The 25,829-nt window shown below is 35.3% G+C and carries 20 protein-coding genes; 14 read left to right on the top strand and 6 right to left on the bottom strand.

Features of this window, described 5'->3' with window-relative positions; genetic code table 11:
• Positions 1 to 136 precede the first annotated feature (136 nt).
• Together GQ45_RS08760 and GQ45_RS08755 are read right to left on the bottom strand one after the other, a co-directional pair.
• Positions 137 to 1,330: a hypothetical protein gene (locus tag GQ45_RS08760; protein ID WP_047416818.1), complete on the bottom strand. Its 1,194-nt coding sequence runs from the start codon at positions 1,328 to 1,330 to the stop codon at positions 137 to 139.
• A 30-nt stretch (positions 1,331 to 1,360) separates the two neighbouring features.
• Positions 1,361 to 4,183, bottom strand: a complete 2,823-nt coding sequence (locus GQ45_RS08755) for a TonB-dependent receptor (RefSeq protein WP_047420227.1) — start codon at positions 4,181 to 4,183, stop codon at positions 1,361 to 1,363.
• A 206-nt stretch (positions 4,184 to 4,389) separates the two neighbouring features.
• Here GQ45_RS08755 and GQ45_RS08750 point away from each other — a divergent pair, with 206 nt between their 5' ends.
• From GQ45_RS08750 to GQ45_RS08700, 11 genes are all read left to right on the top strand, one after another.
• Positions 4,390 to 5,076, top strand: a complete 687-nt coding sequence (locus GQ45_RS08750; RefSeq protein ID WP_047416817.1) for a response regulator transcription factor — start codon at positions 4,390 to 4,392, stop codon at positions 5,074 to 5,076.
• Positions 5,076 to 6,140 carry a cell wall metabolism sensor histidine kinase WalK gene (locus GQ45_RS08745; protein ID WP_047416814.1) on the top strand — a complete coding sequence of 355 codons (1,065 nt, stop codon included), beginning with the start codon at positions 5,076 to 5,078 and terminating at the stop codon, positions 6,138 to 6,140. Before GQ45_RS08750 ends, GQ45_RS08745 begins: the two co-directional genes overlap by 1 nt.
• A 120-nt stretch (positions 6,141 to 6,260) precedes the next feature.
• Positions 6,261 to 6,932 (top strand): tRNA (guanosine(46)-N7)-methyltransferase TrmB, encoded by a 672-nt coding sequence (trmB, locus tag GQ45_RS08740; RefSeq protein ID WP_047420225.1) that lies wholly within the window; start codon positions 6,261 to 6,263, stop codon positions 6,930 to 6,932.
• A 3-nt stretch (positions 6,933 to 6,935) separates the two neighbouring features.
• The gene (locus tag GQ45_RS08735; protein ID WP_047416813.1) at positions 6,936 to 7,565 is read left to right on the top strand and encodes a LysE family transporter; all 630 of its coding nucleotides are present in this window, start codon (positions 6,936 to 6,938) and stop codon (positions 7,563 to 7,565) included.
• 1 nt (position 7,566) lies between these two features.
• On the top strand, positions 7,567 to 7,905 hold the full coding sequence (locus tag GQ45_RS08730) for an MGMT family protein (protein WP_047416811.1): 339 nt from the start codon (positions 7,567 to 7,569) through the stop codon (positions 7,903 to 7,905).
• Positions 7,906 to 8,049: 144 nt separating this feature from the next.
• Complete coding sequence (locus tag GQ45_RS08725) at positions 8,050 to 9,192, top strand: Mrp/NBP35 family ATP-binding protein (protein ID WP_047416808.1); 1,143 nt, start codon at positions 8,050 to 8,052, stop codon at positions 9,190 to 9,192.
• Positions 9,193 to 9,194: 2 nt separating this feature from the next.
• Positions 9,195 to 9,440, top strand: a complete 246-nt coding sequence (locus tag GQ45_RS08720) for a NifU family protein (protein WP_047416805.1) — start codon at positions 9,195 to 9,197, stop codon at positions 9,438 to 9,440.
• A gap of 196 nt (positions 9,441 to 9,636) precedes the next feature.
• Positions 9,637 to 10,695 carry an NAD(P)/FAD-dependent oxidoreductase gene (locus tag GQ45_RS08715; RefSeq protein WP_047416802.1) on the top strand — a complete coding sequence of 353 codons (1,059 nt, stop codon included), beginning with the start codon at positions 9,637 to 9,639 and terminating at the stop codon, positions 10,693 to 10,695.
• A 56-nt stretch (positions 10,696 to 10,751) separates the two neighbouring features.
• Positions 10,752 to 11,108, top strand: a complete 357-nt coding sequence (locus GQ45_RS08710) for a four helix bundle protein (protein ID WP_047416800.1) — start codon at positions 10,752 to 10,754, stop codon at positions 11,106 to 11,108.
• Positions 11,109 to 11,143: 35 nt separating this feature from the next.
• Complete coding sequence (locus GQ45_RS08705; protein WP_047416797.1) at positions 11,144 to 11,470, top strand: 2Fe-2S iron-sulfur cluster-binding protein; 327 nt, start codon at positions 11,144 to 11,146, stop codon at positions 11,468 to 11,470.
• 167 nt (positions 11,471 to 11,637) lie between these two features.
• A complete protein-coding gene (locus GQ45_RS08700) occupies positions 11,638 to 12,234 on the top strand; it encodes a hypothetical protein (protein ID WP_052188171.1) in 597 nt (198 codons plus the stop codon).
• An 80-nt stretch (positions 12,235 to 12,314) separates the two neighbouring features.
• Here the strand turns inward: GQ45_RS08700 and GQ45_RS08695 are convergent, their stop codons facing one another.
• Positions 12,315 to 14,051, bottom strand: coding sequence for an ABC transporter ATP-binding protein (locus tag GQ45_RS08695; protein WP_047416793.1), 1,737 nt, complete (start codon positions 14,049 to 14,051; stop codon positions 12,315 to 12,317).
• 121 nt (positions 14,052 to 14,172) lie between these two features.
• On the opposite strand from GQ45_RS08695, the gene GQ45_RS08690 reads away from it, so the two are divergent.
• Positions 14,173 to 16,368 (top strand): acylase, encoded by a 2,196-nt coding sequence (locus tag GQ45_RS08690; protein ID WP_047420222.1) that lies wholly within the window; start codon positions 14,173 to 14,175, stop codon positions 16,366 to 16,368.
• 125 nt (positions 16,369 to 16,493) lie between these two features.
• Here the strand turns inward: GQ45_RS08690 and GQ45_RS08685 are convergent, their stop codons facing one another.
• Both GQ45_RS08685 and GQ45_RS08680 read right to left on the bottom strand, forming a co-directional pair.
• A complete protein-coding gene (locus tag GQ45_RS08685) occupies positions 16,494 to 17,150 on the bottom strand; it encodes a hypothetical protein (RefSeq protein WP_047416791.1) in 657 nt (218 codons plus the stop codon).
• Between the two features lie 281 nt (positions 17,151 to 17,431).
• A complete protein-coding gene (locus tag GQ45_RS08680; protein ID WP_047416788.1) occupies positions 17,432 to 18,337 on the bottom strand; it encodes a metallophosphoesterase in 906 nt (301 codons plus the stop codon).
• A 113-nt stretch (positions 18,338 to 18,450) separates the two neighbouring features.
• On the opposite strand from GQ45_RS08680, the gene GQ45_RS08675 reads away from it, so the two are divergent.
• Positions 18,451 to 20,832, top strand: a complete 2,382-nt coding sequence (locus GQ45_RS08675) for a cell surface protein (protein ID WP_047416786.1) — start codon at positions 18,451 to 18,453, stop codon at positions 20,830 to 20,832.
• 15 nt (positions 20,833 to 20,847) lie between these two features.
• Here GQ45_RS08675 and GQ45_RS08670 read toward each other — a convergent pair whose 3' ends face one another.
• Positions 20,848 to 22,050: a Pycsar system effector family protein gene (locus tag GQ45_RS08670; protein ID WP_047416783.1), complete on the bottom strand. Its 1,203-nt coding sequence runs from the start codon at positions 22,048 to 22,050 to the stop codon at positions 20,848 to 20,850.
• 55 nt (positions 22,051 to 22,105) lie between these two features.
• On the opposite strand from GQ45_RS08670, the gene GQ45_RS08665 reads away from it, so the two are divergent.
• Positions 22,106 to 25,819 carry a metallophosphoesterase gene (locus GQ45_RS08665; RefSeq protein ID WP_047416780.1) on the top strand — a complete coding sequence of 1,238 codons (3,714 nt, stop codon included), beginning with the start codon at positions 22,106 to 22,108 and terminating at the stop codon, positions 25,817 to 25,819.
• Positions 25,820 to 25,829 lie beyond the last annotated feature (10 nt).

Raw genomic sequence — 25,829 nt, 5'->3', positions numbered from 1 at the left:
TGGAATGAAATATTTTCGATGAAATGCACAAATTACTGCTATAAATACGAATTTAAAGTTGTGTATCTCACTTTCTTACAATTTCAAAAACAAAAAAACCCGCACATGTGCGGGTTTTTTTGTTTTGATTTATTTTTTATTGAATACCTCTGGTCCATCCAGCACCCCAAGTACCAATAGCTGTTCCAGTAGCGGCAGAAGCGTCACCTTTTATAAAATCTGCTTGTGGTGCGGTGCCTGTATATGGTGTCGTTACACTAGCCGCAAAAGAAACATTAGTAGCAGTTAAATCACCAGAAGTTACACCCGCACTTGTAGGTAAGTTATTTACATCGTCTTCGATGACAAAACCTCTTTGGAAATTAGTCACTACCACATTTGTAAAAATACCTTGTGTTCCAGCGCGTAATCTAAATGCTCTACCACTATCGCCATCACCAATAGCCGTCACGTTATTGATGGTCGGTTTTGAAACTGATGAACCAACAAGTGAGAAATCAGTATTAAAACCATCACATTCGAAACCACTGTCGTGAGGTTTTCCTGCATCTTGTTGAACATATACATCTGTTAAGGTACCTGTAAAGCCTTCTGTCCAGTCAATAGAATCGTCTTCAGCATTCACTACTACCAAGTGGCTAGCATTTACAGTTCCTCCAAAAAATTCAAACCCGTCATCAGATCCTTCAAAAATTTGAACGTAATCTATGGTTGTTCCGGTACCTACAGCGTAAACCGATAATCCGTTTAACTCTGCATTGCCATCTATAGCACCTCCAGCATATTCTATACGCACATATCTTAAAATTCCTGAGTCATCATCAGAACTATTACCACCATACGCCAAAGCACCAACTTCTGAAGTTGCAATTTCAGTAGAACCATCGGCAGTAGAGTTAATAGGTGCTCTCCCTAAAAGTACTAATCCACCCCAATTTCCTGACGAAGGAGCTGTTGCATTAGAAGTGAATATTATCGGATTTGCTGCGGTACCATTAGCATTGATTTTAGCACCTTGTTGAATAGCAATGTAAGCGTTTACACCAATGGGCTGAGCATTAACAGTCATGCCAGCAGGGATGGTTAATGTGGTACCACTAGCCATTAATACAGGGCCTGTAATGATATATTCGATATTCGGGTCAAGTGTTAAATCGGCAGAATATAACCCATTTAAATTCACTGTTGTTGCCGGATTTTCTCCAGTAGTGGTTGTATTATTAACCGTTGTAACACTGTTATCGTTAATAATGATATCTGCAGTATCATCACTCTCACAGGATATAAAGATAGTTGCAGTTAAACTTAAAAGTAAAAACTTGTTTTTCATTTTGTTTGAGTTTAAAATAGAATTGATATATTAAAATTTATAATTAAGGGTCAAGCCCGCGTTTACGCCAAGTGTGAATTCACGAATTACAATGTCTCCATTTCCTGTATTTTCTCGAATAAAAGAAATATTAGGATCTAGTATATTTTTTATTGAAAGGTTTGCTTCAAAATGCTTTCCAAAAGAATTTTTCCAGACAAAGTTTAATGTGGGTACTCCTTTTTCTACAATATTACCCAAGCTACCTGCCCCAATAGAAAATATTCTATCTGAAAAATAAGTGAAGGCTAAGGTTGCTTTAGGCTTGTAGTCGCCGAAAGTTGGACTATAGTTTAAGTCTGTGTTAATGATAAGTGGTGAAGCCCCTTCTAGTTGGTCCGAATCTCTATCAAAAGAAGTTCCGAAAGTGTTAAGTTCTCCCGCAGGAATGTCTTGTAAATCTTGTTGCGTGCGTGTATATGCTGCATTTAATCCTAATGAAAATACAGGTCTATCTTCTGCATCTAAAAGTAGATTTTTTCTAATTTCTATTTCTGCTCCAATGATATCTGCTTGCTTACCAGTTCTAAAATAACGCTGGGTTCCAGTAGCGTCGGCAGCAACAACTCTATTTACTGGATTTTTAATAGTTTTAGCAAAGGCTGCCAAAGAAAAAATTTCACCACGTTCTAAGAACCATTCATATTTTAAGTCGTAGTTAAAAACATCAGAGTAGGTAGCACTTGTACCGTTTAGGCCACCGAGTAAATCTGGATTACCCCCAACTCTTTGAGTTACCGATTCATATACAAAAGGTGCTGCTTCTTTAAATTCAGAGAAAGAAGCTGTTTGACTAAAGGCAAGGCGTAGGTTAGCGTTTTCAGTTAAACCGTATTTTATATTTAAACTAGGTAAATATAAATTTTCATAGACCGATCTAAAGCCTGGATCGTCCTGACGAATATTAATAACGTTATAGGCTACTTTTTGACTAAAAGACTCCACTCTAATGCCAGGAACAAAACTCCATTTATTAGCAGCAATTTCAGCAGATAAAAAACCGGCATGTACCTCTAAATTTCCTTGGTAGGTATTTTCAGGTAAGCCAGGTCGGTTAATATTGCCGACCTCGTTATTGATAGCATTTAAAACTAAAGTATTATAAATACCTTCTCCGTTGGGGATATTAATATTGTCAACGCTAAATATAGCGTCAAAATTATTTACATCGGTAATAGGGGTAGCGTCTCTGTCTTGAATGTCATATCCATAACGTATACTGTTAAATCTTCGTTCTTTTCTTCTTCCATTATAACCGATATTCAACTTTACTTTTTCAGAAACTTCATAACCTAAATTCAAAAAACTATTTAGCTCATCGTCTTCAATACTTTGGAAAAATCGTTGGTTATCAAAAGGAATATTGGTATAAAAAATAGGATTTGTAGTAGGATCATTATCTAAAGAAAATTGATAATCCTCTAAGGTTATTCTTTTTCTGTCTGGTTCATCTGAGAATACTTTATTAAAACCAGTACCCCAATCTAAACTTAGTTTATCATCAAAAATATGCTGTCCAGTCAGCTGATTTACAAAAATCATGTCTTGGTTAAACTGCACATTCATTACATAAAATCCTGTATCACTTGCAATGGCATCTCTGTTAAAACCATTTCCATCTACGCCATAGTAGCCTACTGCATCGGTTGAGCTATTTATAAAAAGCGAACTATAGTTAATTTTATTATTGCTGTCAATTTTATACGTAATATTACCCAAAGCGGTAGTGTTTGTGCTATATGAGAACTCTCTAACACTTGGAAAGTCTACTTTTAGAACATTTGTAAAATCTCTAGCAGGACCTTCTAAAATGGTGTATCCATTATTAAAGCTAGCTGCACCAAAAAAGCTTAATCTAGACTTATCACCGTTAAAATTAAATGAATATCCACCTTCAACGGCTGCCGAGATGTTTATAGGCTCCCATGATGATATAGGGTCAACACCATGCGATAAAATAATTGCGAAGGGATCATTGCTATATCTATTGTAAAAACCAAAATCACTAGGGCCTTCACTTCTCACAAAAGCCTCACCCGCTGCGTTCGAGTTAACCCCGCTTCCGAGAGCAACTTCTAAGTATCCATTACCGGTGTACTCTTTAGATTTTACATTCACATTTCCTGCCGCAAAATCTCCATAAAAAAGTGGTGTATACGCCTTGCTTACTGAAACATTTTCTATGATACTTGATGAAAATAAATCAAGATTAATATTCTTTTTATTGACATCATTAGAAGGAAGTGATAAGCCATTCATCGTTGTATTTTGATACCTGTCGCCAAGACCTCTAACATAAACATTACTTGAACCTTGTTGTTTCGAAATTCCAGAAATTTGAGCAACAGCGGCAGCAGCATCATCAATCCCTTTTAAGGTTAAAGCCTCAGCACTTATAGCTTCTTGCATGGTTAGTGCATTTTTCTGCTGTAATAAAAGTGCTATTTCAGAATCTTTTCGGGCTGATGTAGTTACTACTACTTCATCTAAAGACATTCCTTCACTAGCTGACATTGGTGTATCTATGGTAGTCACTTTTCCCGCCTCTACCACTACGTTTGGTATTTCAACGGTTTGATAGCCTAAATAACTAAAAACAATAGTATACGTGCCCGGTTCCACATTCGTAATTTCAAAAAGGCCGTCAAAATCAGAAGTTGTTCCTTTAGTAGTACCTTTAATCAAAACATTAGCAAAAGCCAATGGATCGTTATTAAATTCTTTGTCTGTAATTTTTCCAACAATACTCCCAACATCTTGGGATGTAGCTGCACTAGTGATCAAAAAAACAAAAAATAGTAAAGCGTATTTCATTTTATGTAGCTGTTCAAATTTCATGATGCAAAGAAACCTAGCCTTTGTAAAAGTGGTGTTAGCTGTATGTTAAACATCTATTTTTATAACGTTACCTTAAGGTTATCATATTAAATTATAGTTAAGCCCTTAGTAATATTAGTATTATCTTTACTTTTGAGTGATAGAATAAAAGTGAAGCAGCCTTCAAAAAACAATAGTGACAGATGAAAAAGAAAGACATTAGAATACTTCTGGTAGATGATGAACCAGATATCTTAGAAATTCTGAATTACAATTTATCCCAAGAGGGTTACGATGTTTTTACCGCTAAAAACGGTGTTGAAGCTGTATCAAAAGCAAAGAAAAAACAGCCGCATTTAATAATTTTAGATGTTATGATGCCAGAAATGGATGGCATTGAAGCTTGTGAAATTATCAGAAACACGAGTGGTTTAGAACATACATTAATTACTTTTTTAACCGCTCGTAGCGAAGATTATTCTCAAGTGGCTGGTTTTGATGCAGGTGCTGATGATTATATTACGAAACCTATAAAGCCTAAAGTTTTAGTTAGTAAAGTAAAAGCACTTTTAAGGAGGTTAAAAGAAGAAGGTGAAAATACCGATGATATTGTAAAAGTGGGTAATATTGTTATTAATCGCGAAGAATATAAGATTATTAATAATGGGGAAGAATTAACCTTACCTAGAAAAGAATTTGAGTTGCTAGCCCTTTTGACCTCAAAACCCAATAAAGTTTTTAAAAGAGAAGATATTTTAGATAAAGTTTGGGGCAATGAAGTTGTGGTAGGGGGGCGTACTATTGATGTGCATATTCGAAAACTCCGTGAGAAAATTGGTGATGATCATTTTAAAACGGTAAAAGGGGTAGGCTATAAGTTTATTTTATAATGGCGATATTATTTAAAAAATCGTACAAATTTGCTTTACGTTCAGCGATTTATATAACCGCTATTTTATCATTATTGTTGCTGTTTCTTTTTTTAGTATTTCAAGAAGAATTAAATGTGCTACTTTTAATTGTTACAGCTTTAGTTTCTTTTGCTGTTTGCTTCTTTGTAATTCAGTTGCGCGTTGAAAAATTTATTTACAAAAGAATTAAACGTATCTACGATGATGTTTCTCTACTAGAATCTTCAAGCTTAAGCTCTAGAACGGTCACTACCGATATGGGAACCTTAACGGCAGAAATAGAAAAGTTCGCCAAGGATAAAAAAATTGAAATCGACACCTTAAAAATCAGAGAAGAGTATCGTAAAGACTTTTTAGGTAACGTATCACACGAACTTAAAACACCCCTATTTACGGTTCAAGGCTATATTTTAACCTTATTAGACGGTGCTGCAGAGAATAAAGTGCTGCGTAAAAAGTATTTACAACGTGCTAGTAAAGGTGTTGATAGACTTATCTATATTGTAAAAGACCTTGATTTAATCACCAAGTTAGAAGTTGGCGATTTAAACTTAGAAGTCAGTGAATTTAACATTGTAGAGCTTATTCAAAATATATTTGACTTATTAGAAATGAAGGCTTCTAAGAAGAAAATAACGCTTGCTTTTGATATGAAATACCTAAAGCCAATTTTAGTAAAAGGCGATAAAGAAAAAATACAGCAAGTAATTACTAATCTTCTAGTGAATTCTATAAAATATGGTCATGCAAATGGCACCACAGAAGTTAGCGTTGAAAACTTGATAAAAAACAAAGTTATAGTCAGAGTTACCGATAATGGGGAAGGTATCGCCAAGCAATTTATTCCTAGACTCTTTGAACGTTTCTATCGGGTTGATAAGAGTGGAAGTAGAGAAGAAGGTGGTTCAGGGCTGGGGCTAGCCATTGTAAAACATATTATTGAAGCGCATAATGAAAAAATTTATGTGGAAAGTGTTCTCGGTGTTGGTTCTGAATTTTCATTTACCTTAGAAAAAGCAGAATCTATCAAAAACGACGTATAAACTTGCTCCTGGCTAGGTTGTTTCTAGGCATCAATAAGCATCCTACGGTACTTCCTCGGAGATCATCACGTACAAGAAATTTTTTATTTAGCTTTGCCTTTTTTAAAACAGTACAAAAAAGTGGGAAGTAAAAATAAACTAAGACGATTTAACGAAAACGCAACTTTTGAAAATGTTCTTCAACCAGATAGAGATGATGTTCAAAAGGGTTTGGTGCATTTAAAAGGCAATTGGAATTCCTTTTTCAAAAATGATAATCCTATTGTTTTGGAATTGGGCTGTGGTAAAGGCGAATATACGATTGGGCTAGCCAAACAAAATAAGAATAAAAATTTTATAGGGGTCGATATTAAGGGGGCTCGATTTTGGCGCGGTGCAAAAACAGCAATTGAAGATCATTTAACCAATGTGGCTTTTTTAAGAACCCAAATCGAATTAATAGATTTGCTCTTTGCTGAAAACGAAATTTCAGAAATCTGGATTACTTTTCCAGATCCTCAAATAAAATATAAACGAACAAAACACAGACTAACCAATCAACTATTTTTAGATAAATACCGATTTATTTTAAACGATGCCGGTGTTGTTAATTTAAAAACCGATAGTGAATTTATGCATGGGTATACTTTAGGTTTATTACATGGCTCTGGATTAGAAGTACTTTACGCTAATCATGATGTGTACAAAAATGAAGGAAGTCCAAAAGAAGTAATGAATATTCAAACTTTCTACGAAAAGCAGTATCTTGAGAAAGGAAAACCAATCACCTTTATTCAATTTAAAGTCAAATAACCAATGACGCATGTATTAATTCTTTTTTTTGTCACCTTTTCTGCAGCTTTTATGGCCACAGTTCCTCCAGGATTATTGAATATGAATGCCGCAAAAACCAGCGTAGAAAAAGGCAAATTAAACGGAATTATGTTTAGTCTTGGAGTCTCGACCATGATCATGGTACAGGCCTATATTGCCGTACTTATTTCAAAATACTTACATAATAATCCAGAGGTAGTGGCTGTTTTATTAAAAATAGCCCTAGTGGTATTTGCTTTTTTTACCATTTATTTTTTTGTTTTAGCCAAAAAAAATACCATTCAAAAAGAAAAAGCACTTAATTTAAGTAAAAAAAACAGTTATTTTAAGGGAATATTATTAGCAGCCTTAAACCTATTGACCATTCCTTACTATAGCGGTTTAAACGCCATGTGGAAGACCTCTGGCTGGATCAATTTTGAAATTACTGATGTTTTAACTTTTGTGGTAGCTGCTGGCTTAGGAACATTTACCGTTTTGTATTTGTACACGATCTACTTTTATAAGTTAGAAACAAAAAACAATTCGTTTTCAAGGAACTCTAATTACATTTTAAGTGCCTTAATGTTGATCCTTTTTGTCATCACCACTGTTCGTATTTTTAATCAATAAAATGAAGCCTGATCATCAAAATTTTTTTGAGAGAGTCTATGAAATTGCAAGGCAAATTCCTTATGGTCGGGTAACTTCCTATGGTGCTATTGCGAAACATTTAGGAGCCACTCGTGGTGCGCGTATGGTAGGCTGGGCAATGAATGCATCACATGCAATGGACGATATTCCAGCGCATAGAGTAGTCAACAAAAAAGGCTTGTTAACGGGTAAACATCATTTTGCAGGCACCAATTTAATGCAGCAATTGTTAGAAAACGAGGGCATTAAAGTTGTCGCTTTTCAAATTCAAGATTTCGAAAAACTTTTTTGGGATCCCTATAAAGAGTTGGGTGCTTAAGTAACCTGATGAATTAAGCTGTAGCATATCAACCATTCTTATAGAACCATTCGATATTTCAATTTTATCCTTTCAAAATATCGGTTCTAAACTGTATCTTTGTAATTTAGAATCAGTTTTAATAAAGACTGTAAAAAATTGACAATGAAGTTAGAGAAAAAAGATATCCTGAAAGCTTTAGAAAATATTACAGTACCTGGCGAGGGTATGAATATGGTAGAAAGTGGAGCAGTGACCAACATTCAAATTTTCGGTGATGAGGTTGAATTAGATATTACTATAAAAAATCCAAGTCTTCAAGCACGTAAAAAAACCGAAGTTGAGATCCTTAAGATCATTCATAAAGAGGTTTACGAGAAGGCAAAAATAAAAATTAATGTAAAAGTTGATGCACCTTCAACGAAGCCAAAAACGAATGAAATTAAAGGTAAACCAATACCAGGTATCAAGAATATTATAGCTGTAGCTTCTGGTAAAGGCGGTGTGGGTAAATCTACCGTTACGGCAAATTTAGCTGTTACATTGGCTAAGATGGGATTCAAAGTAGGCTTGTTAGATGCTGATATTTATGGCCCATCGATGCCTATCATGTTTGATGTTGCGAATGAAAAGCCTTTAGCGGTAAATATCGAAGGAAAATCTAAAATGAAGCCTGTAGAAAGTTACGGCGTTAAATTATTGTCTATCGGATTTTTCACCCAACCCAACCAAGCGGTAATTTGGAGAGGACCTATGGCCTCTAAAGCATTAAATCAGATGATTTTTGATGCTCATTGGGGAGAAATAGACTTTATGTTGATCGATTTACCTCCGGGAACAGGCGATATTCATTTAAGTATAGTGCAAGCAATGCCCATAACAGGTGCGGTTGTGGTTAGCACACCACAAGAAGTCGCTTTAGCTGATGCGCGTAAAGGAGTGGCGATGTTTCAACAAGATTCTATCAACGTTCCTGTTTTAGGAATTGTAGAGAACATGGCCTATTTTACTCCAGAAGAGCTGCCTGATAACAAATACTATATATTCGGTAAAGAAGGTGCTAAAAACTTAGCAGAAGATTTAAAAATACCCTTTTTAGGTGAAATTCCTTTGGTACAAAGCATTAGAGAAGCAGGTGATGTAGGTAGACCAGCAGCGATGCAAACGGGAACAGCGACAGAGGCTGCTTTTGAAGAATTGACGCGCAATGTGGTACAACAAGTCGTGAATAGAAACGATAGTTTGCCACCAACAGAGGCGGTTAAAATAACAACAATGGCAGGTTGTTCTGCTGTTAAAAAGAAATAATTATGAACACAGAAGAATTAAGATTAAATATCGAAAAAGCCCTAGACGAAATTCGTCCGTTTTTACAAAGTGATGGGGGTGATATTTCGTTGATTTCTATAGATAACGATTCTTCGGTAAAAGTACGGTTAGAGGGGGCTTGCGTAGGGTGTTCCGTAAATCAGATGACCCTAAAAAGTGGAGTAGAAATGACGATTAAAAAATACGCTCCCCAAATACAAGAAGTCATCAATATTTCGGGACTATAAAAATTAGCAAACGAGCTGCTATGCGCTGATTCATATCGGTTGGTCTTGCCATTATTTAATTAAATAGCCATTATGGGCTTTCATGAATTGTGAAGTGAACAGCTGGTTTAAAGCTTTCTTAGAGGCCTGATAAATATCAGGTTTTCATTTAAAACTAAGCTGTAATTTTACCTAGCATTTTTAAAGATTATTTTTAATGATTAAAACAGACATACTTATCATTGGCGCAGGACCTACGGGTCTTTTTGCTGTTTTCGAAGCAGGTTTACTACAGTTAAAATGCCATTTAATTGATGCATTGCCGCAAGCTGGCGGACAGTGTTCTGAATTGTATCCAAAAAAACCCATATACGATATCCCAGGATTTCCTGAAGTTTTAGCGGGCGATTTGGTGGATAACCTCATGGAACAAATAAAGCCTTTTCAACCCGGTTTCACTTTAGGGGAGCGCGCAGAAACAATTGAAACTTTGGAAGATGGGTCATTTATCGTTACGACCAATAAAGGTACGAAACATAACGCTCCAGTAGTCGCTATTGCTGGCGGTTTAGGAAGTTTTGAACCTAGAAAACCACTCTTAGAGAATATCGAAAGTTTTGAAGATAAAGGGATCAATTACTTTGTAAAAGACCCTGAAATGTATCGCAATAAAAAAGTGGTTATTGCTGGTGGTGGCGATTCTGCTTTAGATTGGAGTATTTTTTTATCAGATGTAGCATCAGAAGTGTCTTTAGTACACCGAAGAAATGAATTTAGAGGTGCATTAGATTCTGTTGAAAAAGTACAAAAATTAAAGAACGAGGGTAAAATTAATCTCATTACTCCTGCGGAAATTGTAGCTGTGAACGGTAATGGTGCTTTAAAGTCAGTCACGATTACCAAACATACAGATGCAGCCCAAAATATCGATTTAGAAGTCGATAATTTTATTCCCCTTTTTGGTTTATCTCCTAAATTAGGACCCATAGGCGATTGGGGCTTAGAGATTGAAAAAAATGCGATTAAAGTAAACACCTTTGATTATCAAACCAATATCCCAGGAATATATGCTATTGGAGATGTAAATACATACCCAGGAAAATTGAAACTTATTTTATGTGGCTTTCATGAAGCTACGCTAATGTGTCAAAGTGCTTATCAACGGATTTTTCCAGATAAAAAATACGTATTAAAATACACTACCGTTGGCGGAATTAATGGTTTTGATGGTAGTAAAAAAGAAGCGCCAAAAGCTGTTGTGAAATCAATAAATTAGTAGTAGCTAGTAATTAGGGGTTAGGAGTTAGTGATTTATTGTAAGTTAAATTTATAATGGCAATTAAAAAATTTGAGGATATTTTAGTTTGGCAAAGAGCACAAGCACTTGCCGTAGAGATATATGAAAATTTTGGAAGTCTCAGAGATTACGGATTTCGTGAGCAAATCACAAGGGCATCGGTTTCTATTTCTAACAATATTGCGGAGGGCTTTGAAAGGAGTTCTAATTCTGATTTTGTTCGATTTTTATATTTTGCTTCAGCATCAAACAGTGAAGTTCGTTCCATGTTATATTTATCTGTAAAACTTAACTTTATCTCTAAGGAAAAAGCTTCAGATTTAATTGATAAAACTAATGAAATCTCAAAAGTGTTATTTGGTTTTATTAAATCGATTAGTAAAAAAGAATAGCTAACTACTAATTCCTAACCACTAACTACTTATTTATGGATATAAAAATAAAAATCACCGACCGGGAAGGTGTAACTCACGAAGTTGATGCTCCAACCGATATGAATATGAATATCATGGAACTGGTGCGTGCCTACGAACTGGCCCCAGAAGGTACTATCGGTGTTTGTGGTGGTATGGCCATGTGTGCTTCTTGCCAATGTTATGTACTAAATGATGTAGCCCTTCCTGAAAAATCCGATGATGAAGATGCTATGTTATCCGAAGCATTCTACGTCAAAGACAATAGCCGATTAGGCTGTCAAATTCACCTCACCGAAGACATTGAAGGCTTGGAAATTGAGTTGGCTCCGGAATCATAATTTTGAATAATTTCTTTGTTCTGAAATTATTTTTCTAATTTCTTAAAAATTAGGATTGTATCTACACCATAAAAAATACAACTACTTAAAGTAGAAAATACTTTTTAAAACAAAATACTTTAAATAATTGCGCTATCTTCATCATAAGTTATTAAAAATAAAGAATCATGAAGCAATTACTGTTAAGCGTTCTAGCTCTATTGGCTACTGTAAATCTTATCGCACAAGATGATGACCGTACGGACTCGCAAAAGCGTATGGAGACATTTGCAACTAGCAATAAACATGAAGTAAGTCTTGATATTACATCCATTTTGGCGATACCAGCATTTAGTCCTCGCTACGAATATATTTTGGGAAGATATTCAGGTGTTGGAGCTGATTTATTTATTTCTTTGGAAGACGATGATTTAGATTTTTCTGATTATGAAAAATTTTCATTAACGCCTTACTATCGTCAGTATTTCTTTTCAAAAGAAGATTACGGTGCTAAGGGTTTTTATGCAGAAGGTTTTGTGAAGTTTTACACTTTTGATGGTATACAAATAAATGAAGGCCCAGGTGGCACAACTTCTTCTGAAGAAACTGCTTTTGAAACGGCTATAGGTGCTGGGATAGGCTGGAAATGGGTAAGTGATAGTGGTTTTCTGGTTGATTTAGGTGTTGGCGTGGGAAGAAACTTAGGATTCGTGAAGGATGATCAATTTAGAGATGTTATTGAAGTACAATTAAGGGGAGGTCTCAATTTTGGATGGCGATTTTAAAATTTAAAAGATTACAAAAAATGCGAGTATATATACTCGCATTTTTTGTGGCTTATAGAAACTAATCAAGGAAGTACGCCCTAAATTCTAGCTTGGTAGGTAAACAAGTTAAAATAGCGTCCTTCTTTGGCAATCAATTCGTCATGCGTTCCTTGCTCAGCGATACGACCATCTTCAATCACTAAAATCTGATTCGCTTTTCTAATGGTGCTTAAACGGTGGGCGATAACAAAAGTGGTTCTACCTTCGGTTAAAGTGGCCAAACTTTTTTGTATTAACGCCTCACTTTCGGTATCTAAATTGGATGTTGCTTCATCTAAAATTAATATTTTTGGATTGGCTAAAATAGCTCTAGCAATGGCTATTCTCTGGCGTTGCCCTCCCGATAGTTTCACGCCTCGTTCGCCGATAAGCGTTTCTAAACCGTTTTCGAACCTATCAGTAAATTCATTTACATATGCCGCTTTTACTGCAGCTTGTACTTCAGCTTCGGTGGCATTTGGTCTAGGGAATAAAATATTATTTCTAATCGAGCCTTCAAATAGAAATTCATCTTGTAAAACTACCCCTAAATTTTTTCGGTAGCTATTCAAGTCTACTTTAGATAAATCATGACCATCAATAAAAATAGTACCTGAAAGAGGATTCAAAAAAGTAGCTGCTAAACCAGCAATAGTCGATTTTCCAGAGCCAGAACTCCCTACCAAAGCGATAACATCGCCCGAATTAGCCTCAAAATTAATGTTGTGGAGTACTTCTTTATCTTCTTCATAGGCAAAAGACACCTCATTAAAAACAATAGATCCTTTGATATTCTCTAAAACTGTGGTTCTATTTTCTTGGTCAGACTCAGGAGTCATATTCATCAATTCTTCGGTACGATCTAAGCCGGCTAAAGCTTCGGTTAATTGACTCCCAATATTACTCATTTGTACAATCGGGGCAACCATCAATCCTAAAAGAAAGGTAAAGGTCAAAAACTCTCCGATGGTCAACTCATCCATCATAATTTTATAACCACCAATCCCCATAATTCCAGTGGTGGCAATGCCTAATAAAAAAGTAGCAGAACTAGTCATAAAAGCCGTTGCTGTTAAACTCTTTTTTACATTTAAGAATAGGCGTTCTACACCTTCTTCGAAAATTTTGTTTTCTTGCGCTTCAGCATTAAATCCTTTGATAACCCGAACCCCACCTAATGTTTCGGTTAATCGTCCGGTTACTTCGGCATTTATTTTACCTCTATTTCTAAAAATAGGGCGAATAAATTTAAAAGCTTTTAAAGCAATAAGCGCAAAAATGGCTAAGGGAATGAGTGTAAAAACCGTCATGGTCCAACTAATTCTTAACAGCAATATCAAAGAAACTACCGCCGTAATAGAGCCCCCAACCAATTGTACAAGACCCGTTCCTATAAGGTTTCGAACCCCCTCAACATCGGTCATGATTCTTGAAACTAAAGCGCCAGATTTAGCATTGTCAAAAAAGCGGATGGGCAGCGATAATACCTTTTTTTGAACCTGAGCTCTAAGTTCAGAGATTAAATATTGAGCCTGTACACTTAATATTTTTGTTAGCAAAAACGAAGTAATCGCTTGTACGAAAATTGCAAAAGCAACCGCACCCACTAATAGTTTTAGAAAATCGACATCCTTATTGGGGATAATATCGTCCATTAAATATTTGAGAGACAAAGGCGCGACAAAACTAGCTGCTTTGCTAATTACAATCAAGACAAGACCTAAGAAAACAAGGTTCCTACGAGGCCAAATGATGGTTTTGAAGGCCGTAAGAATGGTAACTTTTTTTTCCGACATGCTACTTTTTTCAATTTAGTCGCAAGTTATGGCAAAACTATATCAATTTTTAATAATAGCGCTTTATTTCAATTTACTTAGTAGTAATTTATTTGTACTTTGCATGGATAAATTCAATATGATGCAAACACTTCTGAAATCTATCTTGATTACCTTTCTTTTGTTAACTTCTTGTAAAACAGAACCAGGGTCTGCCTTGGAAAGTGACAAATACAAAGCCTATACCGACCATGTTGAAATTATTAGAGATGATTTTGGTGTTCCCCATATTTATGGAAAAACGGATGCAGATGCTGTTTTTGGATTATTATACGCACAATGCGAAGACGATTTTAACCGAGTAGAACAGAATTATATCTGGGCAACAGGCAGGTTGGCAGAGGTTGAAGGTGAAGAAGCTTTATATAGTGATTTACGTGCAAAACTTTTTATGACCGAGGAAGAAGCTAAAGCGAATTACGAAAATAGCCCTGAATGGTTAAAAAAATTATGTGATGCTTTTGCAGATGGCATCAATTATTACTTAAAAACGCACCCTGAAGTACAACCTAAATTACTCACTCAATTTGAGCCTTGGATGCCCATGTATTTTAGTGAGGGCTCTATTGGTGGGGATATTGAACGTATTTCAACCAATAAACTCAAGGCTTTTTATGAAAACGGAATAGAGATACCAAAAGCCGAGATCCTTGCTATAGAAAAAGAAGCAGCAACATTAGAGCCACAAGGCTCTAATGGAATTGCTATTTCTGGAAAATTGACCGAATCTGGTAATCCACTCTTATTGATTAACCCACACACCTCGTTCTTTTTTAGACCCGAAGTACACGTGGTTAGTGAAGAAGGCTTAAATGCCTATGGCGCAGTAACTTGGGGACAATTTTTTGTTTATCAGGGCTTTAATGAAAAAACAGGATGGATGCATACGTCTACCTATACTGATGTTATGGACGAGTTTAAAGAAACCATCACACAACTTGAAGATAAAATTGTGTACCAATACGGAGAAGAATTACGACCTGTTACAGTGGGCGAAGTTGTTTTAAAATACAAAGAAGGCGATAGTATTAAAGAGAAAAAATTTCCAAGGTATAGCACCCACCACGGTCCAATTACCCATAGCGTTGATGGGCAATGGACAGCTTCTGCCATGATGTGGGAACCAGTAAAAGCTTTAGAACAATCATTTGTACGAACAAAACAGACCGGCTATAAAGGATTTAAGGAGATGATGGATATTCGTACCAATTCTTCAAATAACACGGTGTACGCCGACGCAGAAGGAAATATCGCTTATTTTCATGGAAATTTTGTTCCTAAACGCGATGTGAGTTTTGATTATTCAATGCCTGTGGATGGTAGTAACCCCAAGACCGATTGGCAAGGTTTACATACGGTGGATGAAAATATTTTACTGCTGAATCCTGAAAATGGATGGTTTCAAAATTGTAATTCTACACCTTTTACAGCGGCTTTAGAATTTAGTCCCAAAAAAGAAGACTATCCTTATTACATGTCGAAAGACCAGGAAAATTTTAGAGGTATTCATGCCATTCAATTATTAAAGGGCAAGTCTGGATTTACATTAGATGGTTTAATTGCACTAGCACATGACCCGTATTTGCCCGCTTTTGAAAAATTAATTCCAGGTTTAGTACAAGCCTATGAAGCTAGTGCGGTAAAAAATACGAAGCTTGCTGAGCCGATTGCGGTATTAAAACAATGGGATTTAAAAACATCAAAGGAAGCAATTGGTATGACTTTAGCCCACTATTACGGAACGATGTATGGGCAAATGGGCAGCGCACCCAGAGGGCTAAGTGATATGGAGCGTATGAACTATTTTGGCACGGTATCCCCAAGCACGGAACGTTTACAAGTTTTTGAGGCTGTCATTGAGAGGCTAACAGCTGATTTTGGCACTTGGGAAATGCCCTGGGGTGAGGTCAATAGGTACCAACGCTTAAATGGAGCAATTGAACAGGCTTTTAATGATAGTTTGCCAAGTATTCCTATTGGGTTTGCATCGGGTAGGTGGGGCGCATTAGCAGCCTATGGCGTTAATTATACTAACAACACCAAAAAAATATATGGAACAAGAGGTAATAGCTTTGTTGCGGTGGTAGAATTTGGAGCTAAAGTAAAAGCAAAAAGCATCCTAGCCGGAGGACAAAGTGGTGATCCAAAATCGCCACATTTTGATGATCAAATTCAGAAATATGCCGATATGCAGTTTAAAGACGTACCTTTTTATAAAGAAGATGTTTTAAAACGCGCTAAAGAAACTTATCGACCTGGGGAACGTTATGCGGAATAAAAATTAAAAAAGCTCCTAATTTCTTCAACAATTAATTAGCTGATTAGCATTAACTGATAATTCTTTATTGCTAACTGATGCCGGTTAATTGCTAATTGTTGTCTGGTCATTACTAATTGTCAACATTATTCTTTCACGACAACAAAAGTAGCTTTTGATCCCGTTGATAAATTCCATTGGTTGGCATAAATGAGTTTTCCAACATCATCATAGACATTGACCTGTGCCGTATTAGGGCTTGAAGAACCTTCGTTTAATGCTTCAAATTCTATGCGATTAAAACCTTGTTGTAGATCAACATTGACCCCCTTAAAAGCACCAGTTAAAAATAGTTTTGGTTCAACTTCAACACCATTTACGGTAATCTTAACTAAATCTCCATCAACGTATTCATGATCACGACAAACGATACCGATAAATTTACCGTTATTTTTTATGTCACCTAAATACATATTTGGAAAATAACCACCAGATTTGGAATCCCTTTTTTCCCTTATTTTAGGATCTAATACCAAGTCGTACCCTGCTTGTTTTAAATCGGTATTGGGTAGCATGGATACTTTAGGTTTATTATCACCTTTCATATCCGCTTCCGTAGTTCTGCCTAATAAATCAGGCATCTTTAAAGATAATTGATTCTTTTTTTCAGGAAGTAACTTTAAGTCAATCTTTTCATTAGTATTGGTTTTGCTTTCGATTTTGATTACCGTAGTTTTAGGTATTTCTTGCGCAAAAACACCTTGAAAAAGTAACAGAAAGTATAACAAACTAAGAAATCGCATAGGTATTTAAATAAACTTAAGTCACTGTAAATTTAACAAATACCCTGCCAATGTGTTTTAAATTGATGTTAAAATAAAGAAAGTACGCATCGCTATGCGATTCTTTTCGTTACAAAACCACAAAAGATTAGTTGAGATTTTTTTTAATTGACCAGCACTATAATTTTTTCTTCTATTTTTTTAGCCTCACAAGGGCTACCTAAAGTTACTCAGTACTATGAATGATACCGGCCCGTGCGCAGCGCATCACTTTTATTAAATTAAAACCGGCACTTTTTGTGTTAAACAGTATTCATTTTTTGATAATCACTTAATTTTTTAGGCCCTTCCAATAATACTCTTACAACTCTTAAGACGCCGTCGTCCGTGGTTTCAATATTCCATTTAATCAAGCTAATAGCTCCGTGTTCTATTTCTATACCGGTAATGCTCCGTGGGTGTACACAGCTACCGTCATTAAAAAAAGGAATTTCACTTGGTTGTGGAAACCTTGGCCTATGCGTGTGGCCAACAATAGTCAATAAATACTTGTTTTCTACAATCCATTTTTTAATTCTTCGTTCTATTTTTATAAGTTCTTTATAGTTTTTGGCTGGGCTGGTCGGATCTGCAATGCCCCATACTTGTAAAGGTTTCCAAAGCACTCGAACTAAAAAGCGACCCCATCTCCAAAACGTGTAGTTCCACCAATCTGCTTGATGGCCATGTGTTAAAAATAGCTCTTGACGGGTATCTTTATGTTTTAAAATTAGAGCCTCATGGTAAGGTAAGTTTGGGAGTAAGGCTTTAGTGCAACCTTCAACAGGGTCAAAATAAGTATCTAAATTCTGCGCTACTAATTTAGAATCCTTATACACCATATCATGATTTCCCCAAATCATGTGCAACCTATCTTTTTTAAAGAATTCTTGGAGTAAAAAATATACATTTTTATGCGCATTAAAAACGGATTCAAAACTAGTATTCTCCCATAATTCATCACCATCACCTAGTTCTATGTACGAAAAACCTTCGTTCAAGTAGAATTTTAGGGCGTGAAAATAAATGTTTCTGTTGTTGGCAAAATCATCGGCAAAGCTGTTGTCTCCCCTATGGCAATCGCTAAATAGAATAAATTTTGAAGTATTGTCAAAAGCTAGGATCTTTGCATTTTTATAGGCTCTTGATAATCTGTATTTTGAAGACATCCGATAAATTTTTATAAAACTCCAAAAAAACTTTGGTTATTGCAGTTTATTACGAATTAAAAATACTGTTTTTCTTGCGTAATTTTATATATTAAGAAACGACCAATACTATTATGGATAGCAAACTACAATCTCCACTAGATCAAATTATTAGTTTTAATAAATTATTAGAACAATATGATGTTTTAGCGCAAAGCGAAAATAGTTTTATCGCACAAAAAGCAAGGTATATTCTTGATGCTCAAGCACCGTATCCCGAATTAAGAGAAGGGTTTACGGATATTAGCTTGCTGGAAAAACATAAAGATATTATTGAAATAATTTTACAAGACACTTTTTCAGGAGTATTGACTAACAACGAAATTAAAGCAGCTTCTTTGCCTTATGATAATGTGATTTTTAATGTTTCTGAACGATTCAAAAAAATATTAGAAGATGCTGATGCCGTGGATAACGAATTTTCTCCACATTTACGGAACTTGCCGGAGCATCACCTTTACATTCTAGCGTGTACTATTGTTTTAAGTACACATTACAAGTATCAGTTAGATTTTAAGCGACCATTTTTTTATGACATTCCTGATAAAAATGGCGTTATGCGGCATTATAGAATTTTGTACAATGCAGATTTTATGGAAATTTTACCGACGGATAAGTCAAAAAATCTAACTAAAAAAGATTTCAACGAACTTCTAGAGAATTTTGATGATTTAGCCTTATGGAAAGAAAAAATTCCACCAAAGAGTTTTATTTGTAAGGGTTTTGTGATCTCGTCGATGTTTGATGTGACTAATGAACATGCCATTTCAGAAATAAAATCGAGTTTAATTGCAAAGGGCAAAAGGGGTAGTGAAGGTTTTATGAAGAATTTAATGCAAACCTTTAGATCTTTCTTTAGTGTTTCAGACATTAAAGTTGGTTTTGTGACCTATAATTCTAAAAAAAGTCAATTTGAAAAAGTTTTCGGGGTTGGTATTGAAAGCTTTTTACTTCAAGATAATGAATTAGAACCTTGTGATGAAGCGCTCTGCAAGTCTTCATATCATAAACTAATCAATGAAAATACTTATTTTTCGATTTCAGATGTGGCTGCGCTATATGAGCGATCAGGAGGCGCTAGGCCCTTTAAGAATTTAAAAGAACAAGGGATTAAAAGCGCGATATTCGCTCCAATAGCGAACGAAGGAGAACTGCTTGGCGTTCTAGAACTTGTGTCCATGAAAAAAAATGCACTGAACAGTGTAAATGCTAATAAATTAGAAGATATTATGCCTTTTATTGTTAGTGGCGTATTACGCTCCATGAACGAAGAGGTAAATAGAATCGATGCTATTATTCAAAACGAATGTACTTCTGTACATAGCGCTGTATACTGGAAGTTTAAGGAAGAAGCAAGACAATTTATGATTGATGGAATGGAAAATAAACAAGTTTCTTTTAAAGAAATTGTGTTTAACGATGTCTATCCATTATACGGTCAAACAGACATTAAAGATTCCTCTTTGGCACGAAATATTGGGATTCAACGCGATCTAATGATTCAGCTTTCTGAAATTAAGGGAGTTATAAATTTTGCGCTAAAAGTTAAAAAATTACCGATTTTAGAAGAATTACTATTTAGAGTTCAAGAGTATATTCAAGAGGTCAAAGATGTTTTGCATACCAATAGTGAACAGGCTATTTTTAAATTTATTCAAAAAGAAATAGTACCCATCTTTAGCTTCTTAAAAGGCCAATATGCAGATCAAGGATTATTTGATTTGATTACCGCCTACGAATCTAAAATAGACCCCCAAACAAAATCATATTACGATCATCGTAGAAATTATGATCAGAGCGTCATGTTAATCAACAAAAAACTTTCATCAATTATTGACGGAAGACAAAAAGAGGCTCAAGAAATGTTTCCTCATTATTTTGAACGGTATAAAACAGACGGCGTAGAGCATAACATGTATATTGGTGCTACTATAGCGGAAGACCAACCATTCCATATGTTGTATTTAAGAAACTTAAGGTTATGGCAGTTACAGGTGATGTGCGAAATGGAAAACGAGCACTACCACTTAAAGCCAGAACTTACAGTTCCATTAGACGTGGCATCACTTATTCTGGTGTATAATACCTCTTTATCCATTAGATTCAGAATGGATGAAAAGCGTTTTGACGTGGACGGAACCTATAATGCGAGGTATGAAATTATTAAAAAAAGGATTGATAAGTCATTTATTAAAGGCACTAATCTTCGTTTAACGATACTAGGTAAAATGGTGGTAGTCTACGCTCAAAAAAGTGATGAATTAGAATATTTAAGAGCGATAAAATTTTTAAAATCCAAAGGATGTTTTGGAGGTAAAATAGAAATTTTAGAACTAGAAGGTCTTCAAGGCGTTACTGGTCTAAAAGCGATACGTGTTGATATAAAATACGCAAATAGCCTTTCGCCCGAAAAGAAATATACCTATGAAGATCTTATGGCTGAGATTAATAATTAAAATCTCACATACCTATTAGTTTGGTAATTGGATAATACGTTCTGGGCCATAAAATTTTAAGGCCACAAAAAAGGCAATAACAGATAATATCATTCCGATCATAAAAATGGTATAGGTCCAGCGTAGTAATTTGTATTTTTTATTAAGCACTAAGCCTAGAAAGTATAGATCTTTTGTTAATGAAGTATATACATATTCTTGATCTTTAATAAGTTCTTGAATAGCCCACTCGTAATCTTGTAATTTCATTTTATGAAAATTTCCAAAAAATAAAAGATTTACCTTCTTATTTTTTACATCTTCTTTGGTAAATTCTCCGCTGGTTACATTTGGTCGTGTAGCCAGGATAGACATGATCATCGAAATAACACTAAAAACCACAAAAATGGCTGCGGGTACTATGAGATAATCATTGCTAGGATTGTCTAATTTAGGAATTAAATTGGCTAAAATTAAGGATATGATTATCGCGTTTACAGACAGTAGAATATTAGCCTTTGTGTCTGCAATATCACTTAATTTTAAGTGATTGCGCATGGTGACCCTAAACATGGTTTGTATACCTCTTTCAGGACTTTTATTTTTAAGACTTACTTTTAACTTTTCTTTTTTAATAAGCTTGCTATTTTTTTCTTCTTTTTTGAGAAGAACTGCTAAATTTTCATCCTTAATAGTTTGCCAGTTTTTTAAGGCATAATCTGTAAAAAATCGATGCTCCGTCCGGAATAGCTCAATATTTTTAAGGCGCCATTCTTTTGTTGTAAATTTTGCAATATCTAAATAATCGAGTTCTAAACGTAATAGCTCTGTAGTTTGCAGATAACTGTTTTGTGCAAAATGAGAGCAGTCTGCATCCTTGATGATTTCCTCAGCCAAACTTTTCGGGTCATGACCCATTTTTGTAGCTAAAATTAAAGCACTTACCTGCGCTATAAAATCATCATCACATCCTATTTTTGCTAAAAATTCTTGAGCAATGACAGCACTATGTGTTTCATGATCTGTTTTACTTAAGGTATAACCCACATCGTGAAGCCATGCAGCTGTAAGAATAGCAATATTTTCTTCTTTTGCTAAGGCGTAAAAGTTTAGTAATTCTTTAGTACTTTTAACGACTCTTTGTGTATGTCTCAGATTGTGATATAGGTATGCCTTGTCGAGTTTTTCGCTAAGTAGCTCATTTACATAAGCTTCAGTTTTGGATATAATGTCCGTCATGAGAATAAAGTTACATGGTCCAAATTACAAATTTTAAAACACTTTAATTGCCACTATGCGCAAACATTTAACGCTTCTATTAATTCTTCTATTTTTTTCTGGGTGTGCTACCTACAAAGCTAAATACAAAAATCCAGCGCTAAAAATAGATGAAATGACCGATAAAGAAATTCTGCATACCTTTTATTTGATTGGAGATGCAGGGCTATCTCCTTACGGAGCAATGAACCCTGCGCTAAAAATATTTAAAGAAAAATTAAATAGAGCGAATAGCAATAGTACTGCAATTTTTCTAGGCGATAACATTTATCCTGCAGGTTTACCAGATCCAGTAGACTCAACGAAAGCATTTAGAATGGCTTCAAGTCATTTAGACGCTCAAATAGCTACTTTGGAAAATTTTAAAGGCAATAAATTCTTTATTCCAGGAAATCATGACTGGTATACCGAGGGTCTTGTTGGTCTCAAAAGAGAGCAAGAGTATATTGAAGAAAAATTAAGTAGTGATCAAGTTTTTTTTCCCAAAAATGGCTGTCCTATTGAAACGATAAAAATAGAAGAAGATATTGTACTTGTCCTTGTGGATTCAGAGTGGTATTTAACAAATTGGGACAAACGTCCAGGAATAAATGATGATTGTGATATAAAAAGTAGAGAAAATTTTTTGGTGGAAATAGAAGATATTATCAAAGAAAATAGAGAGCGTACAACACTAATTGCGTTGCATCATCCTATGTTTACCTATGGTCCACATGGAGGCCAATTTTCTTTAAAACAACAATTATTTCCTAGTAATAAAACTGTGCCATTACCTGTGTTTGGTAGTATTGCCAATATCTTGCGTAAAACTGCGGGGCCTTCAATAGCAGATACGCAGAATAAGCTTTACCGAGAGTTAAGCGACCGTATGACCACCTTAGCCCAATTTTCAGACAAGGTAATTTTTGTTTCAGGTCATGAACATACCCTACAATATATTGTAGAAAAAAATACCCCGCAAATTGTCAGTGGTTCTGGAGCAAAAAAAGGGGTTACCAGACTCATCAACGGTAGCCAGTTTTCAACAGGACAAATGGGGTATGCTACCTTAGAAATTTATACGGATGGTTCCTCAAAAGTTCGATATTTTGGTTTAGATGATAAAGAGGAAGATTTATTTTTGTTTGGCTCGGAAGTTTTACCCGCTCTTAGCGTTTTAGATCCAGAAAAGTATAGTGATACATTTCCTGCCACTGTTACGGCATCCATATACACTAAAGAAGAGGTAGATAAATCTAAGTTTCATAAAATAGTATGGGGAGAGAAATACCGTAAATATTACGCCACCCAAGTAAGTGCTCCTACAGTAGATTTGGATACCCTTTTTGGAGGTTTAATACCCGTGAAAATGGGAGGAGGTCATCAATCAAAATCCTTAAGACTACAAGATAAAAGTGGTAAAGAATACGTTATGCGTGCTTTGAGAAAAAGTGCAGAACTGTACCTCCAATCGATGGTTTTTCCAGATCAGTATGTTATTGACGACTTAAAAGACACTTATGCGGAACGTTTATTAGAAGATTTTTATACAGGGGCACATCCTTACGCACCATTTACCGTAGGGGTATTGTCAGATGCTGTTGGTATTTATCACACCAATCCCGTATTATATTATATACCCAAACAAACAGCTTTAATGCAATATAATGAAAGCTTCGGAGATGAATTATATATGATTGAAGAACATGCCGGGGATAATCATGGGGACTTAAAAAGTTTTGGTTATGCGAACGAATTAAAAAGTACAGATTCCATGCTCGAGGATTTACGTGATGATGAAAAATACAGTGTAGATACCAAGCTGTATATAAGAGCACGACTTTTTGATATGATCATTGGCGATTGGGATAGGCATACCGACCAATGGCGCTGGGCCGAATTTAAAGATAAAAGCTCCGATAAAGTAAGCTACAGGCCGGTGCCTAGAGACAGAGATCAGGTGTTTTCTAACATGGGAGATGGTCTGTTGATGGGAATGGCTACGAGAACGGTTCCTGGTTTAAAGCTTATGGAAGGTTTTAATCCAAAGATTAGAAGCGTAAAGGGCTTAAATTCTTCGCCAAAAACCTATGTTTTAGATATGGCGCTACTTCCAGAATCAACCGAGAAAGAATGGATACGCCAGGCTGAATATCTCCAAGAGAATATCACACCAGAAATAATTGACAAAGCACTTTTGGCTTTTCCTGAAGAGGTGAGGGATGAAACCATGGCGCTTATTAAAAAAAACCTACTAGCGCGTTTAGCTGGTATAGTGAATACTGCCAAAGAATATTATTTTATTTTGAACAAGTTTGCCGTGGTTACAGGAACGGATAAAGATGATTGGTTTGTGATCGAGCCTTTAAATAATAATGAAATTAATATAAAAGCTTATCGAAATCTGAAAGACAAAAAAAAGAAGCTTTTTTTCGATAAAACATTTCATAAAAATACGACGAAAGAAATATGGGTTTATGGTTTAGATGATGATGATGTATTTGAAGTAAAAGGACATCAAAATAACGGTATAAAAGTAAGATTGATTGGAGGCCAAAACAACGATAGATATGATATTAGTGCCTCCAAAAAAATTAGTATTTACGATTACAAGAGTAAAAAAAATACACTAAAAAATGTAAAAGGTGTAAAAGTTAAATTAGTTGATGATTATGATGTAAACACCTATCATCCTTTTAAGATGCGAAGAAATCTTAACCAAATTTTACCTACGATAGGTTTTAATCCTGATGACGGAATCCGAGTTGGATTTATAAATACCTATACCCAAAATGGGTTTAGGCAAAACCCTTTTAAAGCGCAGCATGTGGTTAGTGCTTCTTATTATTTTGCAACAAGTGGCTATAATTTTTCATACGTTGGTGAGTTTGCGCACATCCTTGAAAACTGGAATCTAGAGTTAGCCATGCGTTTTACTAGTCCAAATTTCGCTACCAATTTTTTTGGATTTGGGAATGATACAGATAATTTTGATGACGAACTAGGTTTTGATTTTAATAGGGTGCGACTAGAAACTATAAATTTCACTCCTTCCATGGTTTGGAGGGGTAGAATGGGTGCTAAATTCAGTGCTGGCTTATTCATAGAATCTATTGAGGTGGAAGAAACAACAGATAGGTTTATCAATGATTTTTACCAAAGAAACAATGAAGAAACAAGAAAAAGTTTCCTAGGATCTGAGCTATCTTATTCCTATGAAAATAAAGATAATAATGCATTCCCCACCATGGGTATGGCTACATCGCTTCAAGTAGGTTATAAAAAACAAATAGGGGAAGATCAAAATGGTTTTGCCTATGTAATTCCCAGCGTGTCATTTGACTATAAATTAATACCAAGTGGAAACCTTGTTTTGGCCACAAAATGGAAAGCACATTTTAATACAGGAGAAGATTTTGAATTTTATCAAGCAGCAAGCATAGGGGGTGACGATGGCCTTAGGGGGTATAGGAACCAGCGGTTTATTGGAAAATCAGCCTATTATCAAAATACAGATCTACGTTTTAGTTTGGGAAAAAAAAGAACAAGTATTTTACCCATAGCCACAGGTTTTTTTACAGGATTTGATTATGGTAGAGTATGGTTCCCCAACATAGACTCAAACACTTGGCATACGTCTTACGGTGGTGGATTTTTTCTTAACGCAGCCGATTTATTGTCTGTAAATTTAGCGATTTTCAATAGTGAAGATGGCGCAAGATTTACTTTTGGTTTAGGATTTAGATTTTAAGTTGAAAATT

The sequence above is a fragment of the Cellulophaga sp. Hel_I_12 genome (genome assembly GCF_000799565.1).
GTDB lineage: Bacteria > Bacteroidota > Bacteroidia > Flavobacteriales > Flavobacteriaceae > Cellulophaga.
This window is presented reverse-complemented; position numbering and strand designations above follow the sequence as displayed.

Coding starts and splice junctions, on each gene's coding strand:
- GQ45_RS08760 (WP_047416818.1), bottom strand. CDS start 1,330: ATGAAAAACAAGTTTTTACTTTTAAGTTTAACTGCAACTATCTTTATA.
- GQ45_RS08755 (WP_047420227.1), bottom strand. CDS start 4,183: ATGAAATACGCTTTACTATTTTTTGTTTTTTTGATCACTAGTGCAGCT.
- GQ45_RS08750 (WP_047416817.1), top strand. CDS start 4,390: ATGAAAAAGAAAGACATTAGAATACTTCTGGTAGATGATGAACCAGAT.
- GQ45_RS08745 (WP_047416814.1), top strand. CDS start 5,076: ATGGCGATATTATTTAAAAAATCGTACAAATTTGCTTTACGTTCAGCG.
- GQ45_RS08735 (WP_047416813.1), top strand. CDS start 6,936: ATGACGCATGTATTAATTCTTTTTTTTGTCACCTTTTCTGCAGCTTTT.
- GQ45_RS08730 (WP_047416811.1), top strand. CDS start 7,567: ATGAAGCCTGATCATCAAAATTTTTTTGAGAGAGTCTATGAAATTGCA.
- GQ45_RS08725 (WP_047416808.1), top strand. CDS start 8,050: ATGAAGTTAGAGAAAAAAGATATCCTGAAAGCTTTAGAAAATATTACA.
- GQ45_RS08720 (WP_047416805.1), top strand. CDS start 9,195: ATGAACACAGAAGAATTAAGATTAAATATCGAAAAAGCCCTAGACGAA.
- GQ45_RS08715 (WP_047416802.1), top strand. CDS start 9,637: ATGATTAAAACAGACATACTTATCATTGGCGCAGGACCTACGGGTCTT.
- GQ45_RS08710 (WP_047416800.1), top strand. CDS start 10,752: ATGGCAATTAAAAAATTTGAGGATATTTTAGTTTGGCAAAGAGCACAA.
- GQ45_RS08705 (WP_047416797.1), top strand. CDS start 11,144: ATGGATATAAAAATAAAAATCACCGACCGGGAAGGTGTAACTCACGAA.
- GQ45_RS08700 (WP_052188171.1), top strand. CDS start 11,638: ATGAAGCAATTACTGTTAAGCGTTCTAGCTCTATTGGCTACTGTAAAT.
- GQ45_RS08695 (WP_047416793.1), bottom strand. CDS start 14,051: ATGTCGGAAAAAAAAGTTACCATTCTTACGGCCTTCAAAACCATCATT.
- GQ45_RS08690 (WP_047420222.1), top strand. CDS start 14,173: ATGCAAACACTTCTGAAATCTATCTTGATTACCTTTCTTTTGTTAACT.
- GQ45_RS08685 (WP_047416791.1), bottom strand. CDS start 17,150: ATGCGATTTCTTAGTTTGTTATACTTTCTGTTACTTTTTCAAGGTGTT.
- GQ45_RS08680 (WP_047416788.1), bottom strand. CDS start 18,337: ATGTCTTCAAAATACAGATTATCAAGAGCCTATAAAAATGCAAAGATC.
- GQ45_RS08675 (WP_047416786.1), top strand. CDS start 18,451: ATGGATAGCAAACTACAATCTCCACTAGATCAAATTATTAGTTTTAAT.
- GQ45_RS08670 (WP_047416783.1), bottom strand. CDS start 22,050: ATGACGGACATTATATCCAAAACTGAAGCTTATGTAAATGAGCTACTT.
- GQ45_RS08665 (WP_047416780.1), top strand. CDS start 22,106: ATGCGCAAACATTTAACGCTTCTATTAATTCTTCTATTTTTTTCTGGG.